14 protein-coding genes and 1 pseudogene are annotated in these 16,099 nt (G+C 64.7%); 10 read left to right on the top strand and 5 right to left on the bottom strand.

Features of this window, described 5'->3' with window-relative positions; all coding sequences use genetic code 11:
• From AC5WEY_RS00630 to AC5WEY_RS00620, 3 genes and pseudogenes are all read left to right on the top strand, one after another.
• Positions 1-625 (top strand): annotated as a pseudogene (locus AC5WEY_RS00630) (hypothetical protein); the annotation flags it as partial.
• Positions 626-738: 113 nt separating this feature from the next.
• Complete coding sequence (locus tag AC5WEY_RS00625) at positions 739-2,547, top strand: dynamin family protein (RefSeq protein WP_495644258.1); 1,809 nt, start codon at positions 739-741, stop codon at positions 2,545-2,547.
• Positions 2,544-4,004, top strand: coding sequence for a dynamin family protein (locus AC5WEY_RS00620; protein WP_495644257.1), 1,461 nt, complete (start codon positions 2,544-2,546; stop codon positions 4,002-4,004). Before AC5WEY_RS00625 ends, AC5WEY_RS00620 begins: the two co-directional genes overlap by 4 nt.
• Before the next feature lie 3 nt (positions 4,005-4,007).
• Here the strand turns inward: AC5WEY_RS00620 and AC5WEY_RS00615 are convergent, their stop codons facing one another.
• Both AC5WEY_RS00615 and treS read right to left on the bottom strand, forming a co-directional pair.
• Entirely contained in the window at positions 4,008-4,568 is a 561-nt protein-coding gene (locus tag AC5WEY_RS00615) for a hypothetical protein (protein ID WP_495644256.1), read from the bottom strand.
• 40 nt (positions 4,569-4,608) lie between these two features.
• Positions 4,609-6,789, bottom strand: coding sequence for a maltose alpha-D-glucosyltransferase (gene treS / locus AC5WEY_RS00610; protein WP_057478906.1), 2,181 nt, complete (start codon positions 6,787-6,789; stop codon positions 4,609-4,611).
• A 297-nt stretch (positions 6,790-7,086) separates the two neighbouring features.
• On the opposite strand from treS, the gene AC5WEY_RS00605 reads away from it, so the two are divergent.
• The 6 genes from AC5WEY_RS00605 to AC5WEY_RS00580 all read left to right on the top strand — a co-directional run bounded on the left by AC5WEY_RS00605 (position 7,087) and on the right by AC5WEY_RS00580 (position 12,836).
• Positions 7,087-7,587: a Pro-kumamolisin, activation domain family protein gene (locus AC5WEY_RS00605; RefSeq protein ID WP_495644255.1), complete on the top strand. Its 501-nt coding sequence runs from the start codon at positions 7,087-7,089 to the stop codon at positions 7,585-7,587.
• A gap of 301 nt (positions 7,588-7,888) precedes the next feature.
• Positions 7,889-9,733: a molecular chaperone DnaK gene (gene dnaK, locus AC5WEY_RS00600; protein ID WP_495644254.1), complete on the top strand. Its 1,845-nt coding sequence runs from the start codon at positions 7,889-7,891 to the stop codon at positions 9,731-9,733.
• A complete protein-coding gene (gene grpE / locus AC5WEY_RS00595; RefSeq protein WP_495644253.1) occupies positions 9,730-10,377 on the top strand; it encodes a nucleotide exchange factor GrpE in 648 nt (215 codons plus the stop codon). Before dnaK ends, grpE begins: the two co-directional genes overlap by 4 nt.
• A gap of 31 nt (positions 10,378-10,408) precedes the next feature.
• Complete coding sequence (dnaJ, locus tag AC5WEY_RS00590; protein WP_057478902.1) at positions 10,409-11,587, top strand: molecular chaperone DnaJ; 1,179 nt, start codon at positions 10,409-10,411, stop codon at positions 11,585-11,587.
• Positions 11,587-12,003, top strand: coding sequence for a heat shock protein transcriptional repressor HspR (locus tag AC5WEY_RS00585; protein WP_052047962.1), 417 nt, complete (start codon positions 11,587-11,589; stop codon positions 12,001-12,003). Before dnaJ ends, AC5WEY_RS00585 begins: the two co-directional genes overlap by 1 nt.
• An 86-nt stretch (positions 12,004-12,089) precedes the next feature.
• Complete coding sequence (locus AC5WEY_RS00580) at positions 12,090-12,836, top strand: FAD-binding oxidoreductase (RefSeq protein WP_495644252.1); 747 nt, start codon at positions 12,090-12,092, stop codon at positions 12,834-12,836.
• A gap of 18 nt (positions 12,837-12,854) precedes the next feature.
• On the opposite strand, the gene AC5WEY_RS00575 is transcribed toward AC5WEY_RS00580, so the two are convergent.
• Together AC5WEY_RS00575 and AC5WEY_RS00570 are read right to left on the bottom strand one after the other, a co-directional pair.
• Positions 12,855-13,256 carry a MarR family winged helix-turn-helix transcriptional regulator gene (locus tag AC5WEY_RS00575; RefSeq protein ID WP_495644251.1) on the bottom strand — a complete coding sequence of 134 codons (402 nt, stop codon included), beginning with the start codon at positions 13,254-13,256 and terminating at the stop codon, positions 12,855-12,857.
• Complete coding sequence (locus tag AC5WEY_RS00570) at positions 13,253-14,668, bottom strand: MFS transporter (protein ID WP_495644250.1); 1,416 nt, start codon at positions 14,666-14,668, stop codon at positions 13,253-13,255. Before AC5WEY_RS00570 ends, AC5WEY_RS00575 begins: the two co-directional genes overlap by 4 nt.
• A gap of 154 nt (positions 14,669-14,822) precedes the next feature.
• Here AC5WEY_RS00570 and AC5WEY_RS00565 point away from each other — a divergent pair, with 154 nt between their 5' ends.
• Entirely contained in the window at positions 14,823-15,053 is a 231-nt protein-coding gene (locus tag AC5WEY_RS00565) for a hypothetical protein (RefSeq protein WP_057478900.1), read from the top strand.
• Position 15,054: 1 nt separating this feature from the next.
• On the opposite strand, the gene rsgA is transcribed toward AC5WEY_RS00565, so the two are convergent.
• On the bottom strand, positions 15,055-16,071 hold the full coding sequence (gene rsgA / locus AC5WEY_RS00560; protein WP_495644249.1) for a ribosome small subunit-dependent GTPase A: 1,017 nt from the start codon (positions 16,069-16,071) through the stop codon (positions 15,055-15,057).
• Positions 16,072-16,099 lie beyond the last annotated feature (28 nt).

Below are 16,099 nucleotides of genomic sequence, written 5' to 3'. Positions count from 1 at the left end.
CGCAGGTCTGCAGGGAACCGTGACCGGTGCGGTCGATACCGGCCTGGATGCGGCAGCTTCGGCCGGCGCAGGTCTCGAAGGTGCAGCCGGTGCTGCAGGGTCGGTCGCCGGCGGCATCCAGGGTGCTGCGGGTGGAGTGGTCGACGCCGGCACCTCGGTGGGCGGCGAGATCGCGTCGAACGTCGGCGGCGGACTCGAGGCCGGCGGCTCTTTCGGCGGCGAAGTCGCCTCGACGGTGACCGGGGGTTTGGATGCTGGTGTCGACGCTGCGGGGTCCGTGGGCGGCGGGTTTGATTCCGCTGCCGATATCGGTGGCCAGGCAGCGGGCAGTGTCACCGGCGGTCTGGAATCCGGTGCGGAGGGCCTGGCGAATGCAGGCGGCAGCCTTTCCTCGGCCGCAAACGGTGCAGCGTCGGGATCGTTCGAGCACTCCGGCTCCTTCGACAGCAGCGCAACCGCGTCGGGCACCGGCTGGTCGAGCGTCGACTCCGACGTGTTCGGCCAGGCCGAGAGCGATTCGAGTCTGTTCAGCGACGGCAGCCTGCACGGCTCGGTGGACTCGGCGGCCGATTCTCTCGGCCACGCGGTGACGGTCGATCACGATATCGATCCGCTGCACCCCTGATTCGGTCAGCGACACCAGTGCACGGCCCCGAGTGTGTTCGTCACACTCGGGGCCGTGTCGTCGCTAGAGTTCTGCTTGGGGACGTCGACGAGAACGGGTTGTGAAGCAAGAGCATGGATGGGCACACGACGGAGCTGGCCGAGCTGCTGAGTCGCACCGCGAAAGTGGCGACATCAGCGGGAAGATCCGATCTGGTCGATCGAGTGGAGGCAGCGAGAACGCGAGTCTTGGATCCGCGCCGACGCATCATCGTGGTCGGACCGCTCAAGCAGGGCAAGAGTCAATTCGTGAATTCGCTGCTCAATCTGACGGTGTGCTCGGTCGGCGACGACGAGACCACGGCGATCCCGACGGTGGTGTCGAACGCCGAGAGCTTTTCCGCGCAGCTCGTTCTCGCAGATCCGGGCAGTGAGCCGATCCGCGTCGACGTGCCGCCCGACGAGGTCACCACCGTCACCCCGGCGAGTCCCCGGGCTCAGGGTCGTGAAGTGCTGCGGCTGGACATCGGAGTGCCCAGTCCATTGCTCGCCGACGGTCTGGTCCTGGTCGATACGCCGGGTGTCGGTGGGCACGGAAATCCGCACGCTGCAGGAACATTGGGGCTCATTCCGTCCGCCGACGCTGTACTGGTCGTCTCCGACGCCTCCCGCGAATTCACCGAGCCCGAACTGTCCTTTCTGCGGCAGGTGCAAGGCCTCTGCCCGGCCGTGGCCGTACTGATCACCAAGATCGATCTGTATCCGCACTGGCGACAGATCGTCGAGGCCAATCGCGGGCACCTCGAGCGGGCCGGCATCGACGTGCAGATGCTCCCGGTGTCGTCGCTGTTGCGCTCGCACGCACTGCGTTTGAACGACGAAGAGCTCAACGCCGAGTCCGGTTTTCAACAGCTCTACGCGTTTCTCCGCGACGAGGTGGTTGCCCGTGCGGACGTATTGGCTCGCGCGTCGGTCTCACTCGACGTTCGCTCGGTCACCGAGCACCTTTCCCTGTCCTTCGGCAGTGAGCTTGCGGCGCTGAAGGATCCGGAGCGGGCGGCCGCGGCCGTCGCCGGTCTGCAGCGCGCCAAATCCGCCGCAGAAGAGCTGCACAAACGCTCGTCGCAATGGCAGCAGACCCTCGGTGACGGCATTGCCGATCTGGCGTCCGATATCGATCACGATCTACGCGACCGGTTGCGCCGCGTCACCCGAGAGGCCGAGGAGACCGTCGACGAGGGGGATCCGGGTAAGGACTGGCCGCAACTCGGCGAGTGGCTCGAGGAGCAGATCGCGGCGTCGGTGGGCGACAACTTCGTCTGGGCGCACGAACGGGCACTGTGGCTCTCGGAGTTGGTGGCCGAGCATTTCGCGTCCTCTGGAGCCGCAGCGTTGCCCGACCTCGATCTCGGTGATCTGGACAATGTTCTCGAACCCGTCTCGTCGTTGGCAGAGCTGGAATCCGGTCGGGTGGGGATCACCCAGAAAGTCCTCGTGGGAATGCGCGGCTCCTATGGCGGTGTGCTCATGTTCGGTCTGATCACCACCTTCGTCGGGCTGAGTCTGCTCAACCCGATCTCGATCGGCGCGGGCGTTCTGCTGGGCACCAAGGCCTACAAGGAGGACAAGGAGAATCGCGTCAAGGCGCGCCGTTCCGAGGCCAAGATGGCGATCCGACGCTTCACCGACGACGTCAGCTTTCAGGTGGGCAAGGAGTCCAAAGACCGTCTGCGGCAGATCCAGCGGGTACTGCGCGATCACTTCACCTCGATCGCCGAACAGACGCTGCGGTCGCTGAACGAATCACTACGCTCGGCGCAGGAAGCCGCCGCTGCCGACAACACGGACCGTGCTGCGCGGATAGCGCAATTGGAGAACGATCTGCGCGTGGCCTCGGAATTGAATGCTCGCGCACGTGCTCTCGTCGAGGACGAGGCGGTATGAGCGCGACGGCTCTGAACCGGGCGCGTGACCTGATCTCGGCTGCTCGATCGACGTACGCGGGGGACGCCGAAGCCGCGTGGATGCTGGACGAATGTCTGTACCGACTGGACGAGCCGCTGCGGGTGGCGTTGGCCGGATCGCTCAAGGCCGGCAAATCCACTCTGCTCAATTCGCTTGTCGGACAGGACATTGCGCCGACCGATGCGACCGAATGCACCAAGGTCGTCACGTGGTATCGCAACGGCGTCACGCCCGCTGTCACGGCCTGGTACGACGGCGATCGTGCGGCGAACGTGCCGGTGCAGCGACGGGACGGCCGACTGACCTTCGATCTGGGGTCGTTGACGGCCGCGCAGGTCGATCGCCTGGACGTCGAATGGCCCGCCAGCACTTTGGCGCAGACGACGATCATCGACACCCCGGGCACGTCGTCGCTCTCGCGCGATGTATCGGCGCGCACGCTGGCCATGCTCACCCCCGAGAACTCGTCCTCCGGTGCCGACGCCGTCGTGTATCTGCTGCGCACCCTCAACGCGTCGGACGTGTCGTTTCTCGGACAGATCGGCGCGCACGTGGGCGGCGATTCGGGTCCTCTCGGCGTCATCGGGGTGGTGTCCCGAGCAGACGAGGTGGGCTCGGGCCGGATGGACGCGATGATGTCGGCCAAGGAGGTCGCCGCGAGGTTTGCATCCGAACTCGAAGCCACCGGTTTGTGCCAGGCAGTGGTTCCGGTTGCGGGCCTGCTCGCACTCGGTGCGGAAACGTTGCGGCAGAACGAGTTCGCTGCGTTCGAGATGCTGGCGACGGTACCGACCGAGGATCTGCAGTTGGCGATGCTCTCGGCCGATCGCTTCGTGCGACCCGAGAGCACGCTGCCCGTCGATGCCGCGCTGCGGGCCAGCATCGTCGACCGCTTCGGTTTGTTCGGAATTCGGATGGCAATCACTCTGATTCGGCTGGGGGTACGCGATTCGCCCACGCTTGCTGCCGATCTGGTCGAACGCAGCGGCTTGAGCGAACTGCGTTCGGTGATCGACGTGCAGTTCGGTCAGCGAGCCGACCAACTGAAACTGCACTCCGCTCTGGTGGCACTGCAACGGATTCTGGAGTTCCGGCCGGAATCCCATGCTCTGCGTACCGAGGCCGGGCGGATGCTGGCGGACGTGCACGGTTTTGCCGAACTGCGCCTGCTCGGCCGATTACGCTCCACCACACCGAAACTCCCCGACGGGGCCCTGCAGGACCTACAGCGCATCATCGGCGGGTTCGGTATTTCCGCCACCGAACGCTTGAACCTGCCGCCCGACGCCGGCCCCGGTCAACAACGCGAGACCGCGCTGGCGGCAGTACACAAGTGGCGTGGGCTGTCCGAGCACCCACTGCTGGATCGGTTCACTGCGGGCTCGTGTGCCCTCGCTGCCCGCAGTGCCGAAGGGATACTCGCCTCGCTGGGCTGAGTTTTATCGGGTCGATGCCCTACGCGGGAGGAGAGCGACGACGGTCGCCGCGCCTGCCGCTGCTGCAACGACGAACGGTCCCCACTGCAGAACCCCGCCGAGCAGTGCAGGGGCGTCGGAAACGAAGGTCGAGAACGTGACGGCCGCACCGATGGTCAAGAGCCCGACCGCGCCCATCAGGACCTTGGACGACGTGGCTGCACCGCGCAGTAGATTGAGTGCGACGAATCCGAGCAGTACGAGTACCGCTCCGGCGGCACCGCTGGACAACAGTGTTGCCGAGGCGGTGTTACGGACGTCGACCGCGCTTGCCGTCGAATCCTGCTGTGAGACAGCGCTTTCGACTCCGGACAGCACGGGCTCCCAATTGAGTGCGATGACTGCCGCCAATACTAGGATCAGTACCGCAGTAAGCGTCCACAGCGCAGTCGCCAGCCTCGGGAGAACCGAAGGCGTGGGCTCCTGCCGTGGCCGAAGAGGCTCGACGGAAACATCCGGCCGCGGCGGTTGCGGACGCGCAGGCCGAGGTCTGCGCGAGATCGGGTCCATCGGTTCGTCGGCCACGCTGCAGGAGTCTATCGGGCTGGGCTGCTGAGCCGCTGCCTCAGCGCAGGACCACCGCCACGCCTTCGTACGGACGCAATGTCATCGGGAAGCTGTTCAGCTCGTCCACCGTTGCGATCTCGTTGTCGTCGTACACGTCGATGGCGCACGTGCCGGGCACCAGGTGCTTGGACTGAATGGTTGCGCTGATCTCGTCGGACGAGAAGTTGAGCACCGTGGCCTGAATCGTTCCCTGGCTCAGTTCGTGAACCATGACGAGCAGTCCCTTGTGCGAGACCGTCGGAATATCGATCTGCTGCGCTGTGGCGATACCGTACCGCTTGCGCAGCTCGATGATTCGCGCCAGTTGGCGTGCGAACGACTGCGGGTCGGCCAGCTGCTCGGGGAGCGATCCGTACAGGCTGCGTCCGCGCGGAATGCCGGACTCCGAGCGGACGGCCTCGGGGAAATATCCCATGAGATCGTGAGCGCCGCGGTTGATCCACCGGGTGTCACCTTCCCGGATGAGATCGTCGACCTCTGCGGCATCGATGGGCAGGATGCCCAGCAGATCCCAGCCCGACAGAGCGAATACGCCCGGCTGCCATGCGTTGTACATCGCCAACAGCAGGTGGGCTCGCTTGACCGTCTCGATGTCGGCCTCGTCCATTCGGTCGAGATCGCGGATACCGAGGGATGCGGTGATGACACTTGCTGTGGTGCAAGCGATTCCGTTGGTCGTGAATGTCCGGTTGTACGGTGCCCAACGCCCGGTGAGGCGGTCGGTGAGTTCGCCACGGATGCGATCGCCCAGGTCGCAGCCCTTGACGGTCTCGCCGCCGTAGGAGAACTCGTCCTCCGCATGCAGGGTCGCGAAGTGGATGAGCTCGAAAGTCATCTCGTCGTGGTTCTGCAGCGCGTGCACCAGAGATGCCGTGTCGACGCCGTGGTCACGCGCCAAAGTCATGGTGAGCCTGAGGAATTCGGTGTTGCCCATGACCAGCGCATGCTGATACGCGGGGCGGTTGATGAAGTCGTACGACAGGTCGGCCCCGTTGGTGCCCATGGCCTTGATGTCGTCGATCGTCAGGTTCAGCTCCTGGAAGGTGAACCCGCCCATCTTGCGCACCACGCTGGCGATCAGGTGGTTCGCGGCCTCGGACAGAGGATGACCCTCGGACCAGCCCGGGCCTTCGGCTCGACGCTCGACGCCGAGGAAACCGTTGGCGTCGAGGCGCAGTGCCCCGGCACCCAGGTCCGCGATGGAGTGGCAGGCGTCGCCGATCACGAGCCGCATGCCGGCGAAAGAGGGGTCGAGCCAGTTGATCGACGGCTGACCGGCCTTGAAGTAGTGCAGGTACACCCAACGTCGCTCTACGCCGTCGATGCCGACGACGGGAGGTGTTGCGCTCCAGTTGGTTTCCTTCACACCGAGCTCGTAGAAGATCACTCGCTGCAGCTGGCCGATGATGTAGCCGGCGCGAGCCAGATTGGCCTCGGCCTCGGCGTCGATGTTCTGTGAGTCGGCACCGGCGCGCACTCGCGGCAGTAGGTGCCAGTCCTGGGGTTCGATCTCCACCATGTGGTAGATGCCGGGGTAGTCGGCCACGGCCATTTCGGCGAGTCGGAAGTCCGCACCCTTGCCGGTGTGCCCGGGCACGATGTCGTCGATCACGATGCCGTCGTATGCGGAGGCCACCACACACAGGCGTCGGAACTCTTCTTCCGATCCGAACGCCGGGTCGATCTGCATGCCGATGCGGTCGAAGTGGCCGTCGACCGAGGGGGTCGGCCGCCAGCCGTGAATACCGCCTGCCACCTTCACGGGGCCGGTATGCACTGCGGTGACACCGATTTCGGAGAACGCCTGCCACAGCTTCTCGTCGCCGAGGGTGCTCAGAAAGCTCGTCTGCGGGGCGTTGATCACCGAGATGGGATACGCGGTGAACCACACCGGTGCGCGCTCGACGGCGGCGCGGGGATCGGGATCGGCATACGGGTTCTGCCACATGCTGCCCTTGCCCGAGAGTTGCTCGGCGATCAGCTTGGCGTCGCGCAGCATCGACTGTTCCGTGAGCCAGTCCACGTACTCCGGGTTCGATGCCACCGGTTCGCTGTCGGGAGTGGGGCTGTTGCTCCGGTTGGCGCGGCGCACCGAGGGGCGAAGTGGTTTCGGCCGAGCCGGGTAGAACTTCTCGTCGTAGGTGATCTCGCTCGGTTCGTGCTGCACTTCGGGATCCATGTGCCTCCGTAGCCTCGCTTTTCTTGAAACCCTACGTAGGGCGCGGCCGATCCGCAGGGTTGTGGTTCCCCTGTTCGCCGAACGGTGAAACCTTGGCGGTCGACCGCTGAAACCTACGCCGAACTACACCGATGTAATTCGTTGGGGGCGTTTTCCTTTGATATGCGAACGTCATCGAATCGAGACCGCCTGGTGTGGAATGTCTGATTCCGATAGGCCATAGTGAGTCAGGTACCAACTGTCCCTCCAGTCACATCAGACTCACGGGTCACATCCCCTCAGCTACAGGAGTTGTCCATGCGACGTCTTGCCCGCACATCGATCCTGGCCTCGACGGCCGCCCTGGCCGCCGGCATCGGTGCGGTCGTCCTCGTGCCCATGGCCTCGGCCGAACCCGAGGCCGAGCCCGCAATGCCCCTCGGCTCCGCAGTCCTCGAAAGCCCCGACCTGGTGGTCACCATGGCCGCTGTCTGCGACACCACGGTGAAGGACGCACCCGAGGGCGGCGTCGTCGCACTGCAGGTGAAGGTGGACAACAAGGGTGAGGACGACGCGTCGAACGTCAACGTCAACTACGGTGCGCTGCCCGGAGTTCAGGGTCAGAACAACGAGAAGACCATCAAGGCTGGCGAGGCGGCGACGTACACCGTGCCCTCCGTCGATCGTGAATGGGTCGCTCGTCCCGCGGGTGCCGCGGCTTTCGCCAGCGCCCTCGACGCCGACTTCATGAACAACATCACGGCCGGGCTGCTCAGCTTCAGCTGCATCCCCGCGCCGGCCGAGGAGCCTGCCGAGTAGTTCTCACCCCAACTTTTCTCCCGCTGCGCCGCGACGATCCTCGCTGATCGTCGCGGCGTACTGCTGTGGAGGGGCTTCGCCCCATGTGAGTAGAAGTTCGTAGTGGGCACCGAATTTCCATGCACGTGCGGCGCAGCCGCTCCCTCGGGAACAAATTCGCCACACCCTCCGTTGTGCAGGTCAGCAGCCTTGAGTGGATGAGGCTCAAGTTTGAAGTTGACGCGACACATCGCGTTGTGCAAACTTGAGCGGAGTTCGCTCACCCAGGGACTGAACCCCAGCACTAACAGGAGGAAACATTATGGCTCGTGCGGTCGGTATCGACCTCGGGACCACCAACTCGGTCGTGTCCGTCCTCGAGGGCGGCGAACCGGTTGTCGTCGCCAACTCCGAGGGATCACGCACCACCCCGTCGATCGTCGCTTTCGCCAAGAACGGTGAAGTGCTGGTCGGCCAGCCCGCGAAGAACCAGGCGGTCACCAACGTCGATCGCACGATTCGTTCCGTGAAGCGCCACGTCGGCACGGACTGGACCGTGGAGATCGACGACAAGAAGTACACCCCTCAGGAGATCTCCGCGCGCACGCTGCAGAAGCTCAAGCGCGACGCCGAGGCCTACCTGGGTGAGGAAATCACCGACGCGGTCATCACCGTTCCCGCGTACTTCGAGGACGCACAGCGTCAGGCCACGAAGGAAGCCGGCCAGATCGCCGGCCTCAACGTCCTGCGCATCGTCAACGAGCCCACCGCGGCAGCTCTCGCATACGGCCTGGACAAGGGCGACAGCGAGCAGACCATTCTCGTGTTCGACCTCGGTGGCGGCACGTTCGACGTCTCGCTGCTGGAAATCGGCGACGGCGTCGTCGAGGTTCGTGCGACGTCCGGCGACAACCACCTCGGTGGCGACGACTGGGACGAGCGCATCGTGACCTGGCTCGTCGACAAGTTCAAGGCTCAGAACGGCATCGATCTGACCAAGGACAAGATGGCGCTGCAGCGTCTGCGCGAGGCCGCCGAGAAGGCGAAGATCGAACTGTCCTCCGGGCAGAGCACCTCGATCAACCTCCCGTACATCACGGTCGACGGCGACAAGAACCCGCTGTTCCTCGACGAGCAGCTCAGCCGCTCGGAGTTCCAGAAGATCACCTCCGACCTGCTCGACCGCACCCGCGCGCCGTTCCAGGCAGTGGTCAAGGACTCCGGCATCGCAGTCAAGGACATCGACCACGTCGTGCTCGTCGGTGGTTCGACGCGTATGCCCGCCGTCTCCGAGCTGGTCAAGGAACTCTCCGGTGGACGCGAGCCCAACAAGGGCGTCAACCCGGACGAGGTCGTGGCCGTCGGTGCTGCACTGCAGGCCGGTGTCCTCAAGGGTGAGGTCAAGGACGTTCTGCTCCTCGACGTCACGCCGCTGTCCCTCGGTATCGAAACCAAGGGTGGCGTCATGACCAAGCTCATCGAGCGCAACACCACCATCCCGACGAAGCGTTCCGAGACCTTCACCACCGCTGACGACAATCAGCCCTCGGTGCAGATCCAGGTCTTCCAGGGTGAGCGCGAGATCGCCTCGCACAACAAGCTCCTCGGCTCCTTCGAGCTGACCGAGCTGCCCCCGGCCCCTCGCGGCGTCCCGCAGATCGAGGTCACCTTCGACATCGACGCCAACGGCATCGTGCACGTCACGGCCAAGGACAAGGGCACCGGCAAGGAAAACACGATCAAGATCCAGGACGGCTCCGGCTTGTCCAAGGAAGAGATCGACCGCATGGTCGCCGACGCGGAAGCTCACGCTGACGAGGACAAGGCTCGTCGCGAAGAGGCAGAGGTTCGCAACCAGGCCGAGTCCCTCGTCCACCAGACGGAGAAGTTCGTCAAGGACAACGAGGACAAAGTCGACGCCGAGCTCAAGGAACGCGTCGAAACCGCCATCGCCGACGCCAAGACGGCTCTCGCGGGCAGCGACATCTCGGCAGTCAAGACCGCCGTGGAGAAGCTCTCGACCGAGTCGCAGGCTCTCGGCACCGCCATCTACGAGGCTCAGGCCAAGGAGCAGGGCGGCGCAGAGGGTGGCGCGCAGGCCGCTGACGACGGTGTTGTCGACGCAGAGGTTGTCGACGAGCCCGCCGACGACACGGACAAGAAGTGACGTCGGACAACACCGAGCAAGAACCGGTCACTTTCGTGGACAAGCGAAAGATCGATCCCGAGACCGGTGAAGTACGGGAAGGTGACGCAGTTCCGGAGCCCCTCGTGGGCACCGGGGTTGCGCCCCAGCCCGACTCGGTGGACGAAGGGACCGTCGAGGGTGACGTGGTGGAAGACCCGCGTGACACGCAGGTCGCCGAACTCACCGCAGACCTACAGCGCGTGTCGGCGGAGTACGCCAATTACCGGCGTCGTACCGACCGTGAGAAGCAGACCGGAGCGGAGAACGCGAAAGCGTCCGTCGTCTCGCAGCTTCTTCCGGTTCTCGACGACCTCGAGCGAGCTCGCCAGCACGGCGACCTCGAAACCGGACCGCTCAAGTCGGTGGCAGACAAGCTGGCAGGGGTGTTCTCGAACATCGGCCTGTCCACCTTCGGAGCCGAGGGCGACGCCTTCGACCCGGCCATCCACGAGGCCGTCTCCCACGAGGGCGACGGCAGCAGTCCGGTCGTCGGAACCCTGATGCGGCCGGGCTACAAGCTCGGCGAACGCGTGCTGCGGACCGCAATGGTCGGCGTGGTCGACAGCGTTTCCGAGGGCACGGCAACAGAAGAATCGGATGCACCTGCGTCCGACGAGCAGTAAACAGACATAGCGCGAGAGGAGGAAACGCCCGATGAGCCAGCGGGAGTGGATCGAGAAGGACTTCTACAAGGAGCTGGGCGTTTCCTCCAGCGCGTCTGCAGAAGAGATCAAGAAGGCGTACCGAAAGTTGGCCCGGGACAACCATCCAGACGCCAATCCCGGCAACGCCTCGGCCGAGAACAAGTTCAAGGCGGTCAGCGAGGCGCATGCCGTCCTCGCCGACCCGGCCAAGCGCAAGGAATACGACGAAGCACGACGGCTGTTCGCCTCGGGCGGATTCGGTAGCCGCGGTGGCGGCGGTGGATTCTCGCCCGGCGCAGGCGGATTCGGTGGTGGCGGTCAGACCTTCGATGTCGGCGACATCTTCGGTCAAGGCGGCGGCGACGGCGGAATCGGCGACCTCTTCGGAGGTCTGTTCAATCGCGGTGGCGCGCAGCAGCGCCCCCAGAGCAACAGGCCCCGACGCGGCAGCGACGTCGAGACCGAGACCTCGCTGCAGTTCCGTGAAGCGGCACAGGGCGTTACGGTCCCGTTGAAGCTGACCAGCCCCTCCTCGTGCACCACGTGTCATGGCAGCGGCGCGAAGCCGGGAACCAGCCCGCGTGTGTGCCCCAAATGCAACGGCCAGGGTGTCGTGAATCGCAACCAGGGCGCGTTCGGCTTCAGTGAGCCGTGTGACGACTGCCGTGGCAGCGGGTCCATCATCGACGACCCATGCGCGGATTGCCGTGGAACCGGAGTGCAGAACCGCACCCGCACCATCACCGTGCGCGTACCGGCCGGCATCAGCGACGGGCAGAAGGTTCGGCTCGCCGGTCAAGGCGAAGCGGGTCTGCGGGGAGCGCCATCGGGCGACCTGTTCGTGACGGTACGGGTCAAGCCCGACAAGGTGTTCGGCCGCAACAACGACGATCTGACGGTGACCGTTCCGGTGAGCTACGGCGAACTGGTGCTCGGTACGACGCTGTCGGTGCCCACCCTCGAGGGTCGCGTCGGCGTGAAGGTTCCACCGGGAACCGTCGACGGCCGAGTACTGCGGGTGCGTGGACGCGGTATCCCGAAGAAATCCGGTACCGGTGACCTGATGGTGACCGTCAAAGTTGCCGTGCCGCAGAAACTGGACGATGCTGCTACCGACGCTCTGAAGAACTATCTGGAAGCCGAGAAGGCCAGCGGATTCGACCCGCGGGCCGGGTGGGCAGGTGTGTGATGTCGGTCCCTCCCGAGGGCGGATCTGCGAAAGCCGGTGGCGGACAAGCTGATCCCGACGCTCAGATCTTCGTGATCTCGGTGGCGGCTCAGCTGGCCGGAATGCATGCGCAAACGCTGCGGACCTACGACAGGCTCGGACTGGTCACCCCGCATCGCACCACCGGAGGCGGGCGACGCTACTCCCCGCGTGACGTTGCGCTGCTTCGTGAAGTGCAGCGACTCTCGCAGGACGAGGGCGTCAACCTCGCCGGCATCAAGCGCATCATCGAGCTCACCAATCAGGTCGAGGCTCTGCAGTCGCGGATCAGCGAACTGGCGCAGGAGTTGGCGGCCGTGCACGCCAGCTATCGCCGCGACCTGGTGCCGATCCAACGCAACGCTTTGGTGGTCTGGAAGCCGAAGCACCAGCGCTAGGTTCGTTCTACGTTTCTCCCGTTCACTTCGTCGCAAACGCGCGCGCGTTTGCCGCACACCCGACCCGTGCCCCTATCCTGGTCCGCATGCAGGCGTGGAGTTCGACAGTCGTTCAGTATCACCGCCTCAGGAACGACCTCGCGGTGATCAGACTCGAGGGCGATATTGTCCCGTTCACGGCAGGCCAGTCGGTATCGGTCACAGTTCCCCAGAATTCTGCTCTGACACGGCGATACTCACCCGCGCTGCCGCCTTCCCGAGACGGAAAATTGGAATTCCACGTCCGAGCCGTTCCCGCCGGTTGGGTGAGCGGATCGATCGTCAACGAAACGCGGCCAGGGGATATCTGGCAAATCAGTGATCCGAAGGGCGCTCTGCATGTCGACGACTCGGGCCGCGACGTCGTGATGATCGCGGGCGGCACCGGCCTCGCGCCGTTGCGGGCAATTCTGCTCGATCTCACGCGATGGGAGGAGCCACCCAACGTGACGCTGTTCGTCGGTGGGAAGTCGCCTCGCGACCTGTATGCCGGGGACATGCTGTGGTTGATGGCGTCGCAATTGCAGTGGTTGACCGTCGTTCCCGTCGTCGATCAACTGCACGAGCCGTGGGCTCCGGATCGATGGAACGACCGCATCCGGGACGAAATCGGTTCCACCACCGCGTTCTTCGAGCCCGAGCACTGCTGGGAAGGCAGTATGGCCGACGTGATCGCCACCCAGGGGCCGTTCCTCGACAGCCAAATTCTGGTGTGCGGATCCCCGGGAATGGAATCGGCGACCGTGCGCGCCCTCGTCGAAATCGGCACCCCAGTCGAGGCCATCCGCCGCTGAAGCGCTGTCCCAAGAGAATCAGGGCAGCTGCAGAATCCGGCGCAGATGGGCCAGATCCGCCTCAGACACCGTCGTGAATTCCGGCGGCGGAGCGTCGGCGATCGCTCTCGCTTCCTCGGCAAGGCGGCACCCGGCATCGGTGAGCCCGATGATGCGACGTCGGCGATCGTCGGGATCTTCGGTGCGCACCACCAATTCACGCTTCTCGAGCTCGCGCACGTTGAGGGAGACGTACGGCGCATCGGACGCGAGAATCTCGGCCAGCTCGGTCACCGTCCGATCACCCCCGAGCAACTTGGTGAGCAGCTTCGCCCGCAGAAAGCTCATCCCGGTGGCGTCGGCGACGGCTCGTCGGGTGTCGTGCTTCTCGAGCATCAATGCGCGCATCTCGCGCCACACATGCGCTGCATCGGCGGTCATACGAGCACCGGACGGCCGATGTTCTCGGCGGTCGCGCGGGCCCACCGGCCCGTGGTGACCACGGCGAGAACGGTGACGACCACGCCTGCGCCTGCGATGACGAACCACGCGGGCACGGCGGCGGCGGTGAAGCCGTCTGAGATCTCACCGACGATGCTCGCGGTGACGATGGAGCCGACGACGGCCACCCCGAGCGACTGACCCACCTGCCTGCTGGTCGACGCGATGGCGGACGCCACCCCGGCCTGGCTGCGCGGCATTCCGGATACCGCGGTGTTCGTGATCGGAGCGTTGACCATGCCGAAGGATATTCCGAAGATCACGTACGCCACCGCCAGCCACGCGAACGACGTCGTCGGCGTCAATCGGGTGAGCATCAGCGCAGAGGTCACGAATCCGATTCCGGCCACGAGCAGCGGAATGCGCGCGCCCAGGGTGCCGACGATACGGCCGGAGATCGGCGCGAAGATCAGCGTCATCAAAGCCATCGGGAGAGTGTAGAGACCGGCGTGCAGCGGCGAATACCCGCGCACATCCTGGAGATAGAGGGTGTTGAGGAACAGGAATCCGCCGAGGGAAGCGAACGCGCATACGGCGATCACCGTCGCCCCACTGAACGGTGCGCTGCGGAAGAACCTCAGTTGGATCAGCGGTTCCTCGATCCGCGACTCGACCACCAGCAGGCCGACGAGGGACCCGACTGCAATGGCACCGGTGAGCACGATCAGCGGCGATCCCCAGCCCTTCGCGGGACCTTCGATGATGGTGAACACCAGCGAGGCCAGAAACGCGAAGATGAGGAACTGCCCGGCCGGGTCGAACTTTCGTGCGTGTTCGGCTTTGGATTCGGGCACGAATTTCAGCGTCATCAGCAGGGCGAAGATGCCGACCGGCACGTTGATCCAGAAGATGGACTGCCACCCGGCGCTCGTGACGAGTATGCCGCCGAGTGCGGGGCCTGCGGACATCGAGATCCCGACGACGGCACCCCACATTCCGATGGCCCCGGCACGCTCTTTCGGGTCGGTGAAGGTGTTGGTGATGATCGACATGGCGACGGGATTCATCATCGAGCCGCCGACGGCCTGCAGCATGCGGAAGGCGACGAGCCAGCCCAATGACGGTGCAATGCTGCACAGAAGGGACCCGGCGACGAACGTTCCGGTGCCGATCAGGAAGAAGCGTTTGCGTCCGAACTTGTCGGCCATCGAGCCGCCGAGCATCAGTAGTGAGGCGACGACCAGCGTGTACGCGTCGATGATCCACTGCAGGCCCGATACGGACGCATTCAGATCGGTGCGCATCGACGGCAGCGCAACGTTGACGATGGTGTTGTCTGTGCTGACAAGAAACAGGCTGAGGCAGCAGATGCCGAGTACGAGATACCGGTGTCGTCGAGTCAGCTCGGTCACGTCCACCTCCACATTATTGCTTGTATATCTACAACTATTACATGAGTACTCCTAAATTGTTCGACGAGCAAGTGGGATGCAGGCAGGGCACGCCCGATAGGGTGTGTGTCACACACTTGCTCGAACCCGATCGCTCGCTGAATGGAGAACAACAGTGGCTTCCGAGATCGCACCAGGCGACCTGGTTCAGGCGTCCGGGCACGCCGGCCCGTGGAAGGTGCTCGAGATTCGTCAGGGTCTGGCTTTGCTCGAGCATCACGACGGGCATCGGTTGTCGGTGCGTACCACCACGGTCGAGGTAGTACGCAAGGCGTCGAACAGCGGGGGTTCGAGTCCGCAGGCCGAGGCGGAGAGCGAGAGCCCCTCGCTGTTCGACGAGAGCTGACTTACCTCACCTTGCCTTCGGCTGCGTATTTCCGGCGCAGCGATTTCGAGATCTGTTTGTACTCGCGCAGCTTCTCCCTGCGAGCTCCGGCGTCGTGCCTCGAGGTGGCCCAGGCGTTCTCCCGCAGCAGCTTTCGGTAGTTGCCGAGTCGACGTTCGGTGAGATCGCCCGCGTCGACGGCGGCGAGTACGGCGCAGCCGGGCTCGCGTTCGTGGGCACAGTCACCGAACCGGCACATTGCGGCCAGTTCTTCGATGTCGGAAAAGGCGCTCGCCACAGCATCTTCCGATCCCTGGACGCCCACCGACCGCAGACCCGGTGTATCCAGGAGAACGAGGCCCGTCGTTGGAATCGGCATCAACTCCCGATGCACTGTCGTGTGCCTGCCCTTGCCGTCGGCCTCACGGGTGGCACCGGTGGCGAACGCCGAGCCACCCAGGAGAGCGTTGCCGAGCGTCGACTTGCCCGATCCCGATGGCCCGATCAGTGCGACCGTGCCCCGCAGATGTGCTGTGAGTGAGTCGATTCCGCCGTTCGACACAGCGCTCGTGCTGCACACAACAACACCCGGTGCGGCTGCCAGTATTCGTTCTTCGTCCACGCTGCCGCTGTCGTTCTTGGTGATCACGAGAACGGGGACGCCGCCGCTGCCCCAGGCGAGGGTGATGTAGCGCTCGACGCGACCGAGGTCGAGGGCCGTGTCCGACGCGACGGTGATAAGAACGGTGTCGACGTTGGCTCCGAGTGCCTGTGTCTCGGAGGTGGATCCGGCGGATGCTCGTTCGATGGCCGTCCGGCGGGGCAGAATGGCGATCAGCCGGAACGAGTTCTCGTCCAGCGTCACCCAATCTCCGGTGCAGGTATTACTGCCGGTGCATCGGACGATGCCGCTGTCGGTGACGGCGTCGAACTCACCGCGGTCGACGCGTACGACGCGGGCGAGAACGGAGTTCCGAGAATGCTTTTCGAATTCGGTCAGCCAGTGTTGATCGAGACCGTAATGGTCGAGTGGAGACATGCGAAATCCTTCGGGGAGGAGGAACGAG

Source organism: Rhodococcoides sp. S146-33, from assembly GCF_059489205.1.
Note: the sequence above shows the minus strand (reverse complement) of the source record. Positions and strands in the feature narration are given on the sequence as shown.

Coding starts and splice junctions, on each gene's coding strand:
- dnaK (WP_495644254.1), top strand. CDS start 7,889: ATGGCTCGTGCGGTCGGTATCGACCTCGGGACCACCAACTCGGTCGTG.
- AC5WEY_RS00585 (WP_052047962.1), top strand. CDS start 11,587: ATGTCGGTCCCTCCCGAGGGCGGATCTGCGAAAGCCGGTGGCGGACAA.
- dnaJ (WP_057478902.1), top strand. CDS start 10,409: ATGAGCCAGCGGGAGTGGATCGAGAAGGACTTCTACAAGGAGCTGGGC.
- AC5WEY_RS00620 (WP_495644257.1), top strand. CDS start 2,544: ATGAGCGCGACGGCTCTGAACCGGGCGCGTGACCTGATCTCGGCTGCT.
- rsgA (WP_495644249.1), bottom strand. CDS start 16,071: ATGTCTCCACTCGACCATTACGGTCTCGATCAACACTGGCTGACCGAA.
- AC5WEY_RS00575 (WP_495644251.1), bottom strand. CDS start 13,256: ATGACCGCCGATGCAGCGCATGTGTGGCGCGAGATGCGCGCATTGATG.
- AC5WEY_RS00605 (WP_495644255.1), top strand. CDS start 7,087: ATGCGACGTCTTGCCCGCACATCGATCCTGGCCTCGACGGCCGCCCTG.
- AC5WEY_RS00625 (WP_495644258.1), top strand. CDS start 739: ATGGATGGGCACACGACGGAGCTGGCCGAGCTGCTGAGTCGCACCGCG.
- AC5WEY_RS00580 (WP_495644252.1), top strand. CDS start 12,090: ATGCAGGCGTGGAGTTCGACAGTCGTTCAGTATCACCGCCTCAGGAAC.
- treS (WP_057478906.1), bottom strand. CDS start 6,789: ATGGATCCCGAAGTGCAGCACGAACCGAGCGAGATCACCTACGACGAG.